Here is a 16,330-nt window from a genome sequence, read left to right on the forward strand (position 1 = left end):
AGCCGTTTGCGTGCCGCACGGCGGCGGCCCGCCCATAAAAAAACCGGCCCAAACGGGCCGGTTTTGCTTCGATGCCGAAACGGCGTGGCGCTTAAACCTGCGCGCCCGCGTTCGGATCGTCCGGATCGTGCGCGGTCTTCTTGTCCTTGATCAGGTCTTCGCGCTTGATGCCGAGCCACATCGCGAGCGAGCCCGCGACGAACACCGACGAGTAGATGCCGAACATGATGCCGACCGTCAGCGCGAGCGCGAAGTAGTGCAGCGTCGGGCCGCCGAAGAAGAACATCGACAGCACCATCATTTCCGTCGACGTGTGCGTGATGATCGTGCGCGACATCGTGGTCGTGATCGCGTGGTTGATCACTTCCTGCACGCTCATCTTGCGTTCGCGGCGGAACGTTTCCCGGATCCGGTCGAAGATGACGACCGACTCGTTGACCGAGTAGCCGAGCACCGCGAGGATCGCCGCGAGCACCGCCAGCGAGAACTCCCACTGGAAGAACGCGAAGAAGCCGAGAATGATCACGACGTCGTGCAGGTTGGCGATGATGCCCGCCACCGCGTACTTCCATTCGAAGCGGAACGACAGGTAGATCACGATGCCGATCACGACGCACGCGAGCGCGAGCAGACCGTCGGTGGCAAGCTCGCGGCCGACCTGCGGGCCGACGAACTCGACGCGCTGCAGCGTGACGTCCGGGCTCTGCGCCTTCAGCGCGCCCATCACCTGGTCGCTCTGCTGCGCGGACGTGAGGCCTTCCTTCAGCTGCAGGCGGATCAGCACGTTGCGCGACGTGCCGAAGTTCTGCACCTGCGCGTCGGCGTAGCCGAGCTTGCCGAGCGTCGCGCGCACGGGCTCGAGCTCCGCGGCCTGCTGGTACTGCACCTCGATCACCGTCCCGCCGGTGAATTCGACGGACAGGTGCAGCCCGCGGTGGAACAGGAAGAACACGGCGGCGAGGAACGTGACCAGCGAGATCACGTTGAACACCAGCGCGTGCCGCATGAACGGAATGTCTTTACGGATGCGGAAAAATTCCATGGCTTCGTCTCCGGGGCCTTATTGGGTCGAGCCCGGTTTCTTCGGCGACACGCGTTGCTGCGCGCGGTTGCGCAACTGCGGCTTGCCGGCGCGCGGCGCATTGCCCTTCGCCGGGGCGGCGAGCTTCGCGGCGCGCGCGGTGTCGGTCGATTCGTCCGCGTCGGTGAACGACGCGGCAGCCGCCGCGCCTTCCGGCTTCCACACCTGGCCGATCGCGAGCGACTTCAGCTTCTTGCGGCCGCCGTACCAGAGGTTGACGATCCCGCGCGAGAAGAACACTGCGGAGAACATCGACGTCAGGATGCCGAGGCAGTGCACGATCGCGAATGCGCGAACCGGGCCCGAGCCGAACGCGAGCAGCGCGAGGCCGGCGATCAGCGTCGTGACGTTCGAGTCGAGAATCGTCGCCCATGCATGCGCGTAGCCGGCCTGGATCGCGAGCTGCGGCGGCTGGCCGGCGCGCAGTTCCTCACGCACGCGCTCGTTGATCAGCACGTTCGAGTCGATCGCCATACCGAGCGCGAGCGCGATGGCCGCGATACCGGGCAGCGTCAGCGTCGCCTGCATCAGCGACAGCACGGCGACGAGCAGCAGCAGGTTCACCGACAGGCCGATCACCGACACCACGCCGAACAGCATGTAGTACGCGATCATGAACACGGCGATCGCGCAGAAGCCCCAGATCACCGAGTGGATGCCCATCTTGATGTTGTCCGCGCCGAGGCTCGGGCCGATCGTGCGTTCCTCGATGATGTCCATCGGCGCGGCGAGCGAACCGGCGCGCAGCAGCAGCGCGAGGTCGGCCGCGGCCTGCGGCGTCGGCTGGCCCGTGATCTGGAAGCGGTCGCCGAGTTCGGACTGGATCGTCGCGACCGTCAGCACTTCGCCCTTGCCCTTCTCGAACAGCACCATCGCCATCGGCTTGCCGATGTTCTCGCGCGACACCGTGCGCACCGCGCGGCCCCCCGCGGAATCGAGGCGGATGTTGACCGACGGACGCTGGTGTTCGTCGAAGCCGGCCGATGCGTCGATGATGCGGTCGCCGGTGAAGATCACGTCCTTCTTCAGCAGCACGGGCGCCTGGTTGCCTTGCGTGAACAGCTCCTCGCCCGGCGGCACGGGGTCGTTCGGGTTCGGGTGCGTGTTGATCGGGTCGGCGAGGCGCGCCTCGAGCGTCGCGGTGCGGCCGATGATGTCCTTCGCCTTCGCGGTGTCCTGCACGCCCGGCAGTTCGACGACGATGCGGTCGCTGCCTTGCTGCTGCAGGATCGGCTCGGACACGCCGAGCTCGTTCACGCGGTTGTGGAGCGTCGTCAGGTTCTGCTTGAGCGCGGCGTCCTCGACGGCCTTCTGCACGGCCGGCGTGAACGTGCCGACGACTTGCGTGCCGCCGCCGCCGGGCTGGGTCGCCCATTGCAGCTCGGTGATCGACGCGGCGAGCACCTTGCGGGCGTCTTCCGCCGTCTGCGCGTCGCTGAAGTTGACGACCACGGACTGCTCGACGCGGCTCACGCCGCCGTCGCGGATGTTCTTGTCGCGCAGCAGCGTGCGCGCGTCGGACGCGTCGGAGTCGAGCTTCTTCGTGAGCGCGCCCGTCATGTCGACCTGGAGCAGGAAGTGCACACCGCCGCGCAGGTCGAGGCCGAGATACATCGGCAGCGCGTGCAGCGCGGTCAGCCAGCGCGGCGACGCGCTCTGCAGGTTCAGTGCGACGACGTACTGCGGATCGTTCGGGTCGGTGTTCAGCGATTTCTGCAGCAGGTCCTTGACGCGCAGCTGCGTATCGGTGTCCTTCAGGCGCACGCGGATGTTCGCGCCGGTCGCCGTGTTCTCGAAGGTGATGTCGTCCGGCTTGATCTGCGCGGACGCGAGCGCCGATTCGACCTGGGTCAGCGTGGTCGAGTCGAGCTTGACCGTGGCCTTGCCGCTCGACACCTGCACCGCCGGCGCTTCGCCGAAGAAGTTGGGCAATGTGTACAGAAGGCCGATGGCGAGCGCCACGACCATCACGACATATTTCCAGAGTGGGTAACGATTCATGAGGGGGCCGAACGGGTGGTTGGCGTGAAAGCGTCGCGTCCGGCGCCGCGGCGGCCCGCTCTCTCAGGCGGGCACGGCGCGGGGAGCCGGACGCTCGGTGTAAGCCTTACAGCGACTTGATCGTGCCCTTCGGCAGAATGGTCGTGACGGCAGCCTTCTGCACGGTGATTTCGGTGCCTTCGGCGATTTCGACGCCGATGTAGCCTTCGGTGACCTTCGTCACCTTGCCGACGAGGCCGCCGCTCGTGACGACTTCGTCGCCCTTCGCCATGGCCGCGAGCATGTTGCGGTGTTCCTTCTGGCGCTTCATCTGCGGACGAATCATGATGAAGTACAGCACCGCGAACATCAGGATGAGCGGCAGGAAGCTCATCAGGCTCGATTCGGCGCCACCGGCACCTTGCGCGAAGGCATTGGAAATGAACGGCACGTTGGTCTCTCCGTAGGGGAAGATCGAAAAATAAGCCGGTTATTCTACCACCGGCCCCATGCGCAAACGGCGCAGCAAATGCGCTTGCGGATCAAGCTGTTAAAGCATGATCCGATACCGTTGCGACTTGTTTGGAAAGGCAATTGTAATGTTTGGCGGTCCCGTCCGGCGGTTGGATCGGGTTTTTTGGTGCGTGTCCCATTGGATATGGCTTTCTTTTAGGTCGTGTCCTATGGGGCGGCCCGGCCGCCGGCCCGTCAGTCGACCCCTCTGGCCCGATCCTCCGCGAAGCGCTGCCGGAATGCGTCGAACGTATGCGTTTCGATCGCGTCGCGGATCTCGCTCATCAGCTGCAGGTAGTAGTGCAGGTTGTGGATCGTGTTCAGCTGTGCGCCGAGGATCTCGCCGACCCGGTGCAGGTGATGCAGGTAGCCGCGCGAGAAATTCTGGCAGGTGTAGCACGAGCAGGTCGAATCGAGCGGCTTCAGCGAATTCTTGTGCGTTGCGTTGCGGATCTTCACGTCGCCGAAGCGCGTGAAGAGCCAGCCGTTGCGCGCGTTGCGGGTCGGCATCACGCAGTCGAACATGTCGATGCCGTTCGCGACCCCCTCGACCAGGTCCTCCGGCGTGCCGACGCCCATCAGGTAGTGCGGCTTGTTGGCCGGCAGCTTCGGGCCGACGTGGCGCAGCACGCGCATCATGTCTTCCTTCGGCTCGCCCACCGACAGCCCGCCGATCGCGAGGCCGTGGAAGCCGAGTTCGGCGAGGCCCGCGAGCGATTCGTCGCGCAGGTCCTCGAACATCCCGCCCTGGACGATCCCGAACAGCGCGTTCGGGTTGCCGAGCCGGTCGAATTCGTCGAGCGAGCGCTTTGCCCAGCGCAGCGACATGCGCATCGAGTCGGCCGCTTCCTGGTGCGTGGTCGGCACGCCGTTGGTCGCGTACGGCGTGCATTCGTCGAACTGCATCACGATGTCCGAGTTCAGCACTTTCTGGATCTGCATCGACACTTCCGGCGACAGGAACAGCTTGTCGCCGTTGATCGGCGACGCGAACGTGACGCCGTCCTCGGTGATCTTGCGCAGGTCGCCGAGCGAGAACACCTGGAAGCCGCCCGAGTCGGTCAGGATCGGCTTGTTCCAGCCCATGAAGCCGTGCAGGCCGCCGTGCGCGTCGATCGTGTCGAGGCCCGGGCGCAGCCACAGGTGGAACGTGTTGCCGAGGATGATCTGGGCCTTGATCTCGTGCAGCTCGCGCGGCTGGATCGCCTTCACGGTGCCGTACGTGCCGACCGGCATGAAGATGGGCGTCTCGACCGTGCCGTGGTTGAGCTTCACGCGGCCGCGGCGCGCGTGGCCGTCGGTCGTCAGCAGTTCGAATTCGAGCCCGTTGGCGGGGCGGTCCTGCACGGGGGCGTGCGTATCGTGGGATGAACCTTCGGTCATCGCGTCATTCTCCTTGCCACCGAAGAACAGTTCGGCGCATGTTGGAAACGCCGCCGGGCAACCGGCGGCGGGGAAAAGCGGGTGCGCGCATCGTAGCGCGTACGGCGGGAAAACGGGGCAACGGCGCTGGGCGCGACCGCGCGGCGCGCAACGGCTGCTGCACAATCGCAGGCCGGTGCGTGTTCGCGCCCGCCGCGCTTACGCGCCCGACGCCTCCGGCGTGTCGCGCCGCGTGAGCAGCATCGCATCGCCGTAGCTGAAGAACCGGTAGCGTTCGGCGATCGCGTGCCGGTACGCGGCGCGGATCGTCTCGACGCCCGCGAACGCGGACACCAGCATCAGCAGCGTCGATTTCGGCAGGTGGAAATTCGTGACGAGCCGGTCGACCACGCGGAAACGGTAGCCGGGCGTGATGAAGATGTCGGTCTCGGCCTGCGTCGCCGCGAGCGCGCGGCCCGCTTCGTCGGCACTGCGCGCCGCGGCTTCGAGCGCGCGCATCGACGTCGTGCCGACCGCGATCACGTTGCCGCCGCGTGCGCGGGTCGCGGCGATCCTGTCGACGAGCGACTGCGGCAGGTCGTACCACTCGCTGTGCATCTTGTGCTCGGCGATGTTGTCGACGCGCACCGGCTGGAACGTGCCGGCGCCGACGTGCAGCGTGAGCGTCGCGCGCTCGACGCCCATCGCGTCGAGCTTCTCCAGCAGCGGTTGGTCGAAATGCAGCCCGGCCGTAGGCGCTGCGACCGCGCCCGGATTGCTCGCGTAGACGGTCTGGTAGCGCGTTTCGTCGGTCGCGTCGGGATCGTGCTCGATATACGGCGGCAGCGGCAGGCGGCCGTACTGTTCGATCAGCTCGAGGCACGGCGCGGGGAAATGCAGCGTGAAGAACGGTTCGACGCGTTCGCCGACCGTCACGTCGAACGCATCGGCCAGACGCAGCGTCGTGCCGGCGCCCGGCGACTTGCTCGCGCGGATCTGCGCGAGCGCCGTATGCGTGCCGGTCACGCGCTCGATCAGCACCTCGATCTTGCCGCCGCTGGCCTTCTGGCCGAAGAAACGCGCCTTCAGCACCTTGGTATCGTTGAACACGAGCAGGTCGCCGGGCGCGATGCACGCCGGCAGCTCGGCAAAATGGCGGTCGACGAGGCGGGCGGGCTCGACGGTGCGATCCACCTCGAGCAGGCGGCTCGCGGTGCGATCGGGCAGCGCGGTTTGTGCAATCAGCTCGGGCGGCAGATTGAAATCGAAATCGGAAAGCGTGAACATGCGGGCTGGTTCGAAGCGGCCGGCGGGCGTCGCCGGCAGGGCGGAAACGCGTAATTGGGGCGCGCGAGCCGCTATGATGACGGGATGCGCGGCCTGGCCGGCGTCGTTCGTTCGGACGACGTGAAAGCCGCTATTGTACTTGCCTTGCGAAGCACCCAGACGATCCGATGCCTGTGTCACCACGCCGTTCCCCCGCTGCCGTTGCCGATTCCGCCGATCCGTTCGACGCGGACGATGCCGCCACGCCCGCGCCGCCCGCATCGGGCGCCGGCGCGCGCCGCGCCGGCCCGAAGCGCGGCGCCGACGGCCGGCTCGCGCAGCCCGCGGCCGCCGCGCCCGACGTCGAACCGGGCGCGGGCGGCGACGAAGCAGGCGCGCCCGTCGCATCCGGCACGAAGCGCAAGAAGAAGCCGGCCGCCGAGAAACCTGTGAAAACCGCCGACAAGCTCGCGAAGCTCGGTCTCACGCGCTCGATCGATCTCGTGCTGCATCTGCCGATGCGCTATGAGGACGAAACCACGCTCACGCCGATCGGCGAACTGCTGCCGGGCGGCATCGCGCAGACCGAGGGCGTCGTGTTCGACAACGAGGTCACATTCCGTCCACGTCGCCAGCTCGTCGTGAAGATCCAGGACGACGACGGCGAGCAGCTCGTGCTGCGTTTCCTGAATTTCTACGGGTCGCAGGTCAAGCAAATGGCCGTCGGCCAGCGGCTGCGCGTGCGCGGCGACGTGCGCGGCGGCTTCTTCGGGATGGAGATGGTGCATCCGGCCGTGCGCGTCGTCGAAGCCGACGCACCGCTGCCGCAGGTGCTCACGCCCGTCTATCCGAGCACGGCCGGCGTGTCGCAGGCGTATCTGCGCAAGGCGATCGAGAACGCGGTCGAACGCACGCCGCTGCCCGAACTGCTGCCGCCCGAGATCCAGCGCGATTACCTGAAGCCGCTCGACGTGCCGTCGCTCGAGCAGGCCGTGCGCATCCTGCACCACCCGCGCGTCGATTCCGACGAAGCCGCGCTGATGGACGGCTCGCATCCTGCGTGGACGCGCATCAAGTTCGAGGAGCTGCTCGCGCAGCAGCTGTCGCTGAAGCGGGCGCACGAGGAGCGCCGCACGCGCGCCGCGCCCGCGATGCCGCGCCGCACCGCGACCGATACCGACGCACTGACCACGCGCTTTTACGCGGCGCTGCCGTTCACGCTGACGGGCGCGCAGGCGCGTGTCGTCGACGAGATCGCGCACGACCTCACGCTCGCGCACCCGATGCAGCGGCTGCTGCAGGGCGACGTCGGCAGCGGCAAGACGGTCGTCGCGGCGCTGGCCGCCACGCAGGCGATCGACGCCGGCTACCAGGCCGCGCTGATGGCCCCGACCGAAATCCTCGCGGAACAGCACGCGCGCAAGCTGCGCGCATGGCTCGAGCCGCTCGGCGTCACGGTGGCGTGGCTCGCGGGCAGCCTGAAGGCGAAGGAGAAACGCGCGGCGATCGAGGCGGCCGCGCTCGGCACCGCGCAGCTCGTGATCGGCACGCACGCGATCATCCAGGACACGGTCGAATTCGCGCGGCTCGGCCTCGTGATCGTCGACGAGCAGCACCGCTTCGGCGTCGAGCAGCGTCTCGCGCTGCGCGCGAAGGCCGCGAATGCGGCCAACGGCGCGCGCGACTTCCAGCCGCACCAGCTGATGATGTCGGCCACGCCGATTCCGCGCACGCTCGCGATGACGTACTACGCGGATCTCGAGGTGTCGACGATCGACGAGCTGCCACCGGGCCGCACGCCGGTGCTGACGCGGCTGGTGGGCGACGCGCGGCGCGACGAGGTGATCGCCCGCGTGCGCGAGGCCGCGCTGACCGGGCGCCAGGTGTACTGGGTGTGCCCGCTGATCGAGGAGAGCGAGACGCTGCAGCTGCAGACGGCCGTCGAAACCTACGAGACGCTGGCCGCGGCGCTGCCCGAGTTGAAGGTCGGCCTCGTGCATGGCCGGCTGTCGCCGGCCGACAAGGCGGCCGTGATGGACGCGTTCACGCGCAACGAAGTGCAGCTGCTGGTCGCGACGACCGTGATCGAGGTCGGCGTCGACGTGCCGAACGCGTCGCTGATGGTCATCGAGCACGCGGAGCGTTTCGGCCTCGCGCAGCTGCATCAGTTGCGCGGCCGCGTCGGGCGCGGCACCGCGGCGTCGGTGTGCGTGCTGCTGTACACCGGGCCGCTGTCGATCGCGGGCCGCGAGCGGTTGAAGACGATGCGCGAGACGACCGATGGCTTCGAGATCGCGCGGCGCGACCTCGAAATCCGCGGCCCCGGCGAATTCCTCGGCGCGCGCCAGTCGGGCGCGGCGATGCTGCGCTTCGCGAACCTCGAGACCGACGGCTGGCTGATCGATCCGGCCCGCGAGGCCGCCGCGCGGCTGATTGCCGCGTATCCGGAGGTCGTCACCCAGCATCTCGCGCGCTGGCTCGGCGCGCGCGAGCAGTACCTGAAAGCCTGATCGACCGGCCTGGGGGCCGGATCGAAGGCCGCCACGAAAGCCGCCACTCGACGCATCGCGATGCAGAGAAACTTGGCGAACCGGGGCCAACGGGTGTATAAATTAAACCTATCGCTTGTATATCCCTGATTGACCCACAATGACCCTGACTGAATTGAAGTACATCGTCGCGGTCGCGCGCGAGCGGCATTTCGGCCGCGCGGCCGAAGCGTGCTTCGTGAGCCAGCCGACGCTGTCGGTGGCGATCAAGAAGCTCGAAGACGAGCTCAACGTGCAGATTTTCGAGCGCGGCGCGAGCGAAGTGAGCGTGACGCCGATCGGCGACCAGATCGTCACCCAGGCGCAGCGCGTGCTCGAGCAGACCTTCGCGATCAAGGAGATCGCGAAGCAGGGCAAGGACCCGCTCGTCGGCCCGTTCCGCCTCGGCGTGATCTACACGATCGGGCCGTACCTGCTGCCGACGCTCGTCAAGCAGATGATCCAGCGTGTTCCGCAGATGCCGCTGATGCTGCAGGAGAACTACACGCTGAAGCTGCTCGAACTGCTGAAGCAGGGCGAGATCGACGCCGCGATCATGGCGCTGCCGTTCCCCGAAACCGGCCTGATGGTGCGGCCGCTGTACGACGAGCCGTTCGTCGTCGCGCTGCCGGCCGGCCATCCGTGGGAGAAGCGCGACGAAATCGACGCCGAGGACCTGAAGCAGGAAACCATGCTGCTGCTCGGCAACGGCCACTGCTTCCGCGATCACGTGCTCGGCGTGTGCCCGGAACTGATGCGCTTCTCGCAGACGGCCGACGGCATCCAGAAGACCTTCGAGGGCTCGTCGCTCGAAACCATTCGCCACATGGTCGCGAGCGGCGTCGGCATCACCGTGCTGCCGCGGATGTCGGTCGCCGAGGTCGGCCCGCGCGCGAACGGGCCCGACGCCGAGCTGTTGTCGTACGTGCCGTTCAACGAACCGGTGCCCGACCGCCGCGTGGTGCTCGTGTGGCGCAAGAGCTTCACGCGGATGCCCGCGATCGACGCGATCAGCGACGCGATCGCCGCGTGCGAGTTGCCGGGTGTCGCCAAGCTCGACATGCCGGCCACGATGAACTGACGCGCTGGCGCAGGCGTGTGTGGCAGCGTGATGAACGGGGTCGTGCGACCCCGTTTATTTTTCCCTATCGCATAGATGAAATTTATCAAATTCAAATAATTGATAGATATAGATAGAATCCTCTACATGGATCGGCGTCGCACCGACGTGCGGGATGCAGGTTGAATGCAAGCGTCAAAGGAGGATGTCATGATGCGGTCGGTATTGCAGCACGCGCAGCGGAACACCCCGTCGCGCGACACGGTCGTACATCGCGCCAGGGCGGCGGTTCGCAGCCTGCGCCCGATTGCGTTCGCATACCTGGCGGACCGTGTGTATGGCGGATGAGTGCCGCCGCACGCGGTCCTGTGTTCCCCCGATTCACCCGCCGTCGAGCCGATGACGGAGCATCGCATGTCCGATACCCGACAAGCCGGCCGCGTCGCCGGCACGACGCGTGCCGGCAGCCGCTTGCCCGAGCGCTCCGCCTGCGGTGTGTGGCAACGGGAACGCGTGTCGCAGGCCGCGCGCGACATCCCGTAGTACGACAGGAGGAACCGCCTGTTCCGTTTCATCCCCCCGCAATGCTCCACGAACCGCGCCCGGCACGTGGGGGCCTACGAGCAAGACAAGGAGAAAAAGCATGTCGAACGAAACGAAGTGCCCGTTCAACCACACCGCAGGCAGCGGCACGACGAACAAGGACTGGTGGCCGAATCAGCTGAACCTCAACGTCCTGCATCGGCATTCGGCGCTATCCGATCCGATGGACCCGGATTTCGACTACGCGGAAGCATTCAAGAAGCTCGATCTCGCCGCGGTGAAGCAGGACCTGCACGCGCTGATGACGACGTCGCAGGATTGGTGGCCGGCCGACTTCGGCCACTACGGCGGCCTGTTCGTGCGCATGGCATGGCATAGCGCCGGCACGTACCGCACGGCCGACGGCCGCGGCGGCGCGGGCGGCGGGCAGCAGCGTTTCGCGCCGCTCAACAGCTGGCCGGACAATGTGAGCCTCGACAAGGCGCGCCGCCTGTTGTGGCCGATCAAGCAGAAGTACGGCCGCAACATCTCGTGGGCCGACCTGCTGATCCTGACCGGCAACGTCGCGCTCGAATCGATGGGCTTCAAGACGTTCGGCTATGCGGGCGGCCGCGCCGACACGTGGGAACCGGACGACGTCTACTGGGGTTCGGAAAAGATCTGGCTGGAACTGAGCGGCGGCCCGAACAGCCGCTACACGGGCAAGCGCGAGCTCGAAAGCCCGCTCGCCGCGGTGCAGATGGGCCTGATCTACGTGAACCCGGAAGGCCCGGACGGCAACCCGGACCCGGTCGCCGCCGCGCACGACATCCGCGAGACGTTCGCGCGGATGGCGATGAACGACGAGGAAACGGTCGCGCTGATCGCGGGCGGCCACACGTTCGGCAAGACGCACGGCGCCGGCCCGGCGTCGAACGTCGGCCCCGAGCCGGAAGCCGCGGGCATCGAGCAGCAGGGCCTCGGCTGGAAGAGCACGTTCGGCACGGGCAAGGGCAAGGACACGATCACGAGCGGCCTCGAAGTCACGTGGACGTCGACGCCGACGCAGTGGAGCAACGACTTCTTCAAGCACCTGTTCAGCTACGAGTGGGAGCTCACGAAGAGCCCGGCCGGCGCGCACCAGTGGGTCGCGAAGGATGCCGGCGAAGTGATTCCCGATGCGTACGACGCGTCGAAGAAGCATCGTCCGACGATGCTGACGACCGACCTGTCGCTGCGTTTCGACCCGGCCTACGAAAAGATCTCGCGCCGCTTTTACGAGAACCCGGCCGAATTCGCCGACGCGTTCGCTCGCGCGTGGTTCAAGCTCACGCACCGCGACATGGGCCCGCGTTCCCGTTACCTCGGCCCGGACGTGCCGGCGGAACACCTGCTGTGGCAGGACCCGGTCCCGGCCGTCGATCACCCGCTGATCGACGCCGCCGACGTCGCCGCGCTGAAGGCGAAGGTGCTGGCCACGGGCCTGTCGGTGTCGCAGCTCGTGTCGACCGCATGGGCGTCGGCGGCGACGTTCCGCGGCTCGGACAAGCGCGGCGGCGCGAACGGTGCGCGCATCCGCCTCGCGCCGCAGAAGGACTGGGAAGTGAACCAGCCGGCGGCGCTCGCGGCGGTGCTCGAAACGCTCGAAGGCGTGCAGAAGGCGTTCAACGACGCGCAGACGGGCGGCAAGAAGGTGTCGCTGGCCGACCTGATCGTGCTGGCCGGTGCGGCCGGCGTCGAGCAGGCGGCGAAGCACGCGGGTATCGCGATCACGGTGCCGTTCGCGCCGGGCCGCACGGATGCGTCGCAGGAAGAGACCGACGTCGAAGCGATGGCCGTGCTCGAGCCGGTGGCGGACGGGTTCCGCAACTACCTGAAGCACGCGTACAAGACGCCGGCCGAGGCGCTGCTGGTCGACAAGGCCCAGTTGCTGACGCTGAGCGCGCCGGAGATGACGGTGCTCGTCGGCGGCCTGCGCGTGCTCGGCGCGAATGCCGGCGATGCGAAGCATGGCGTGTTCACCGATCGTCCGGAAACGCTGACGAACGACTTCTTCGTGAACCTGCTCGACATGGGCACGGAATGGAAGCCGGTGTCGGCCGCGAACGACGTGTTCGAAGGGCGCGACCGTGCGACGGGCGCGGTCAAGTGGACGGGCACGCGCGTCGACCTGATCTTCGGTTCGCACTCGCAGTTGCGCGCGCTGGCCGAGGTGTACGGCAGCGCGGATGCGAAGGAGAAGTTCGCGCGGGATTTCGTGGCGGCCTGGAACAAGGTGATGAACCTCGACCGCTTCGACCTCGCATGAACCCGGCCGCGTGCTGATGCAGTCACGCAGTCACGCAGTGATGCAGTAACGTGAAACGGCCGGTCCAGCGACCGGCCGTTTCTTCTCTGAACGATGTCTTGTCGAAGGAGTGACGACCATGACGCAAATGATGCTCAACGTGCGCGCGGCCGCGTCGCCCATTCTGCGCTCGCCGGCGGAGCTGGCGCGCTACGTCGTCGGCTTCGCGATCGTCGTCGGCGGGGCGGCGGAGCTGGCCGCGCAGGCGCTGCGTGCGCTCGCGTAGTGCGACGCCCGATTCGCGACGCTAGAATGGCGAGTCGCGAACGCATGCCGCGCGACACGGCATGCGGATTGCTCGACGCATTTTCGCCGGTTCAACATTTCGAATGAGGAGTCCCGAAGATGGCCAAGAAAGGCAACGCCACGCAGATCAACATCGGTATCAGCGACAAGGACCGCAAGAACATCGCGGACGGCCTGTCGCGCCTGCTCGCCGATACGTTTTCGCTGTACCTGAAGACCCACAATTTCCACTGGAACGTGACCGGACCGATGTTCAACACGCTGCACCTGATGTTCGAGGAGCAGTACAACGAACTGTGGCTCGCGGTCGATTCCGTCGCCGAGCGCATTCGCACGCTGGGCGTCGTCGCGCCCGGCACGTTCGGCGAATTCGCGAAACTGTCGTCGGTGCCGGAAGCCAAGGGCGTGCCGGCCGCCGAGGACATGATTCGCCAGCTCGTCGAAGGGCACGAGGCGGTCGTGCGCACCGCGCGCGACATCTTCCCGATCGCCGACGCGGCGAGCGACGAGCCGACCGCCGATCTGCTGACCCAGCGCCTGCAGACGCATGAAAAGACCGCATGGATGCTGCGGTCGCTGCTCGCGTAAGCCGCGCGCGGCCGGGGCGGCAGGCTGGCCCGATCCGGGGCGGCCTGGAATCTGGCCCCTGAATGATGCGCACAGCGGCACGGCCGCGCGCAGCGGGCCGCGGCGGCCAGCCGGCCCGCCGCGACCGCCGGCCGCGGGTCGCGCCGACATGACGCGGAGCACCGGTCGGCTCTAAAATGCCGGGATTCTCTTCCCGGTGCTTCGCCATGCTTGCCCGCTTTCCCCTGTATCTGCGGCTCGTCCGGATGGACAAGCCGATCGGCAGCCTGCTGCTGCTGTGGCCGACGCTCAACGCACTGTGGATCGCGTCGGACGGCCACCCGCGCTGGCCGCTGCTCGTGATCTTCACGCTCGGCACGCTGCTGATGCGCTCGGCCGGCTGCGCGATGAACGACTACGCCGACCGCGATTTCGATCGCCACGTGAAGCGCACGGCCGACCGGCCGCTGACGTCGGGCAAGATCCGCGCATGGGAAGCCGTCGCGATCGCGGTCGGGCTGTCGTTCATCGCGTTCCTGCTGATCCTGCCGCTCAATACGCTGACGAAGGAATTGTCGGTCGTCGCGCTGTTCGTCGCCGGCTCCTATCCGTTCATGAAGCGCTTCTTCGCGATTCCTCAGGCATATCTCGGCATCGCGTTCGGCTTCGGCATCCCGATGGCGTTCGCGGCCGTGCAGGACACGGTGCCGGTGCTGGCGTGGGTGATGCTGGTCGCGAACATCTTCTGGTCGGTCGCGTACGACACCGAATATGCGATGGTCGATCGCGACGACGACATCAAGATCGGCATCCGCACGTCCGCGCTGACGTTCGGCCGTTTCGACGTCGCGGCCGTGATGGCGTGCTACGCGGCGACGCTCGGCATCTACGTGTGGATCGGCGTGACACTCGGCTTCGGCCTCGCGTACTGGGCGGGCTGGGCGGCGGCGGTCGGTTGCGCGCTGTATCACTACACGCTGATCAAGGATCGCGAACGGATGCCGTGCTTCGCGGCGTTCCGCCACAACAACTGGCTCGGGGGCGTGCTGTTCGCCGGCATCGCCGTGCATTACCTGCTGGCCGGCAACTGACCGACACTGCGCGCGTCTTTTCGCGCGGCGCCAACGAAAAAGCGACCCGACGGTCGCTTTTTTTACGTCCGGCGCCGGCCAAACCGGCGCCGCTGTCGCGCTTACGCGCGGCCGAGCTCGTCGCCCATTTCCTTCGTCCGCGCTTCGGCCGCGAGTGCGCCGCGCACGATCGCTTCCTTCACGCCCTGCGCGTCGAACGCCGCGAGCGCGGCGGCGGTCGTGCCGCCCTTCGACGTCACGCGTTCGCGCAGCACGCTCGCCGGTTCGCCCGATTGCGCGGCGAGTTGCGCGGCGCCCGTGAACGTCGCGACCGCGAGCGCGCGGCCCTGCTCGTCGTTCATGCCGAGACGGCGCGCGGCTTCCTGCAGCGCTTCGATGAAATAGAACACGTACGCAGGGCCGCTGCCCGAAATCGCGGTGACCGCGTCGAGCCGCGCTTCGTCGTCGAACCACACGATCTCGCCGACCGCGCCGAGCACGTTCGACGCGAGTTCGCGGCCGGCCGCGTCGACACCCGGCAGCGCGGCCAGGCCCGTCACGCCCATGCCGACCAGCGCGGGCGTGTTCGGCATCGTGCGCACGACGCGCGCGTAGCCACCGAGCCAGCGGGCGAGATCCGCGCCGCGGATGCCGGCCGCGATGCTGATCACGAGCTGCGACTTCAGGTGCGGCGCGAGCGCCTGCGCGACGTCGTGCAGCACCTGCGGCTTCACCGCGAGCACGATCGCGTCGTAGTCGGCGAGCGTCGCGTCGACGGCCGCGCCGGTACGGATGCCGAACTGCTGCGCGGCGTGCGCGCGGACGTCCTCGTTGACGTCGATGGCGTACAGGCCGTCCGCGGCGACGCCGCGCTTGATCAGGCCGCCGATCAGGGCCGCGGCCATGTTGCCGCCGCCGATGAATGCGATTTTCATGATGTCGGGAATGAGCGAGTGAGTGGACGGAAAGGCGGAAAAGAGCGCGGCGCTCAGTGCGCGTAATCGCGCGCGCCGAAGATCGCGGTGCCGACGCGCACGATCGTCGCGCCTTCGAGCACCGCGGCGTCGAGATCGGCGGACATGCCCATCGACAGCGTGTCGAGCGGCAGGCCGTCGGCGCGCAACGCGTCGAACAACGCGCGCAGCGCGCGATGCGGCGCGCGTTGCGCGTCGGTGTCGCCGGCCGGTTCGGGAATCGCCATCAGGCCGCGCAGCCGCAGCGACGGCAGCGTGGCGACCGCACGCGCGACCTCGGCCACGTCGGCCGGCGCGACGCCGCTCTTCGACGCCTCGCCGCTGATGTTCACCTGCACGCACACGTTCAGCGGCGGCAGATGCGCGGGGCGCTGTTCCGACAGGCGCTGCGCGATCTTCAGCCGGTCGACCGAATGGACCCAGTCGAAGCGCTCGGCGACGGCGCGCGTCTTGTTCGATTGCAGCGGCCCGATGAAATGCCATTCGAGGCTCGCGCGCAAGTCGGCGAGCGCGTCGATCTTGTCGATCGACTCCTGCACGTAGTTTTCGCCGAACGCACGCTGCCCGGCCGCATGCGCGGCGCGCACGTCGTCGGCCGGAAACGTCTTCGACACGGCGAGCAGCGAGACGGTGGCGGGATCGCGGCCGGCCGCGCGGGCGGCGTCGGCGATGCGGCGGTGAACGGAGTCGAGGCGGGCGGCGAGATCGGACATGGCGGGCACGAAAGCAGGCACGGAGGCGGCACGGAAGCGGACATGAAGCCGATGCGCCGCGACACGCGGCGCATCGATCCGCTCATTATACGGACGCCGCG

General features: G+C 67.6%; 14 protein-coding genes. 7 read left to right on the forward strand and 7 right to left on the reverse strand.

Annotated elements, in window-relative coordinates:
* Positions 1-91 precede the first annotated feature (91 nt).
* The 5 genes from secF to queA all read right to left on the reverse strand — a co-directional run bounded on the left by secF (position 92) and on the right by queA (position 6,223).
* Positions 92-1,042 (reverse strand): protein translocase subunit SecF, encoded by a 951-nt coding sequence (gene secF, locus HWX55_RS30790; protein WP_050011793.1) that lies wholly within the window; start codon positions 1,040-1,042, stop codon positions 92-94.
* Positions 1,043-1,060: 18 nt separating this feature from the next.
* Complete coding sequence (gene secD, locus HWX55_RS30795; RefSeq protein WP_175978446.1) at positions 1,061-3,082, reverse strand: protein translocase subunit SecD; 2,022 nt, start codon at positions 3,080-3,082, stop codon at positions 1,061-1,063.
* Between the two features lie 106 nt (positions 3,083-3,188).
* Positions 3,189-3,512 carry a preprotein translocase subunit YajC gene (gene yajC, locus HWX55_RS30800; protein WP_006476868.1) on the reverse strand — a complete coding sequence of 108 codons (324 nt, stop codon included), beginning with the start codon at positions 3,510-3,512 and terminating at the stop codon, positions 3,189-3,191.
* A 257-nt stretch (positions 3,513-3,769) separates the two neighbouring features.
* The gene (gene tgt / locus HWX55_RS30805; protein ID WP_175978447.1) at positions 3,770-4,957 is read right to left on the reverse strand and encodes a tRNA guanosine(34) transglycosylase Tgt; all 1,188 of its coding nucleotides are present in this window, start codon (positions 4,955-4,957) and stop codon (positions 3,770-3,772) included.
* A 198-nt stretch (positions 4,958-5,155) separates the two neighbouring features.
* Positions 5,156-6,223, reverse strand: coding sequence for a tRNA preQ1(34) S-adenosylmethionine ribosyltransferase-isomerase QueA (queA, locus tag HWX55_RS30810; protein ID WP_175978448.1), 1,068 nt, complete (start codon positions 6,221-6,223; stop codon positions 5,156-5,158).
* A 167-nt stretch (positions 6,224-6,390) separates the two neighbouring features.
* On the opposite strand from queA, the gene recG reads away from it, so the two are divergent.
* The 7 genes from recG (at position 6,391) to ubiA (ending at position 14,563) form a co-directional block, all read left to right on the forward strand.
* Positions 6,391-8,712, forward strand: a complete 2,322-nt coding sequence (gene recG, locus HWX55_RS30815; protein WP_175978449.1) for an ATP-dependent DNA helicase RecG — start codon at positions 6,391-6,393, stop codon at positions 8,710-8,712.
* A gap of 139 nt (positions 8,713-8,851) precedes the next feature.
* Positions 8,852-9,811 carry a LysR substrate-binding domain-containing protein gene (locus HWX55_RS30820; protein WP_006476864.1) on the forward strand — a complete coding sequence of 320 codons (960 nt, stop codon included), beginning with the start codon at positions 8,852-8,854 and terminating at the stop codon, positions 9,809-9,811.
* Between the two features lie 393 nt (positions 9,812-10,204).
* Positions 10,205-10,333 carry a hypothetical protein gene (locus HWX55_RS36385; protein WP_279612707.1) on the forward strand — a complete coding sequence of 43 codons (129 nt, stop codon included), beginning with the start codon at positions 10,205-10,207 and terminating at the stop codon, positions 10,331-10,333.
* Between the two features lie 100 nt (positions 10,334-10,433).
* A complete protein-coding gene (gene katG / locus HWX55_RS30825) occupies positions 10,434-12,620 on the forward strand; it encodes a catalase/peroxidase HPI (protein WP_175978450.1) in 2,187 nt (728 codons plus the stop codon).
* 118 nt (positions 12,621-12,738) lie between these two features.
* Positions 12,739-12,885: a hypothetical protein gene (locus HWX55_RS30830; protein ID WP_175978451.1), complete on the forward strand. Its 147-nt coding sequence runs from the start codon at positions 12,739-12,741 to the stop codon at positions 12,883-12,885.
* Positions 12,886-13,004: 119 nt separating this feature from the next.
* Positions 13,005-13,493, forward strand: coding sequence for a non-specific DNA-binding protein DpsA (gene dpsA, locus HWX55_RS30835; RefSeq protein ID WP_050011787.1), 489 nt, complete (start codon positions 13,005-13,007; stop codon positions 13,491-13,493).
* A gap of 206 nt (positions 13,494-13,699) precedes the next feature.
* Positions 13,700-14,563: a 4-hydroxybenzoate octaprenyltransferase gene (gene ubiA / locus HWX55_RS30840; protein ID WP_124555648.1), complete on the forward strand. Its 864-nt coding sequence runs from the start codon at positions 13,700-13,702 to the stop codon at positions 14,561-14,563.
* Between the two features lie 101 nt (positions 14,564-14,664).
* Here the strand turns inward: ubiA and proC are convergent, their stop codons facing one another.
* Both proC and HWX55_RS30850 read right to left on the reverse strand, forming a co-directional pair.
* A complete protein-coding gene (proC, locus tag HWX55_RS30845) occupies positions 14,665-15,477 on the reverse strand; it encodes a pyrroline-5-carboxylate reductase (RefSeq protein ID WP_175978452.1) in 813 nt (270 codons plus the stop codon).
* 53 nt (positions 15,478-15,530) lie between these two features.
* Complete coding sequence (locus HWX55_RS30850) at positions 15,531-16,229, reverse strand: YggS family pyridoxal phosphate-dependent enzyme (RefSeq protein ID WP_175978453.1); 699 nt, start codon at positions 16,227-16,229, stop codon at positions 15,531-15,533.
* Positions 16,230-16,330 lie beyond the last annotated feature (101 nt).

Source organism: Burkholderia sp. BCC1047 (assembly GCF_902833155.1).
GTDB lineage: Bacteria > Pseudomonadota > Gammaproteobacteria > Burkholderiales > Burkholderiaceae > Burkholderia > Burkholderia sola.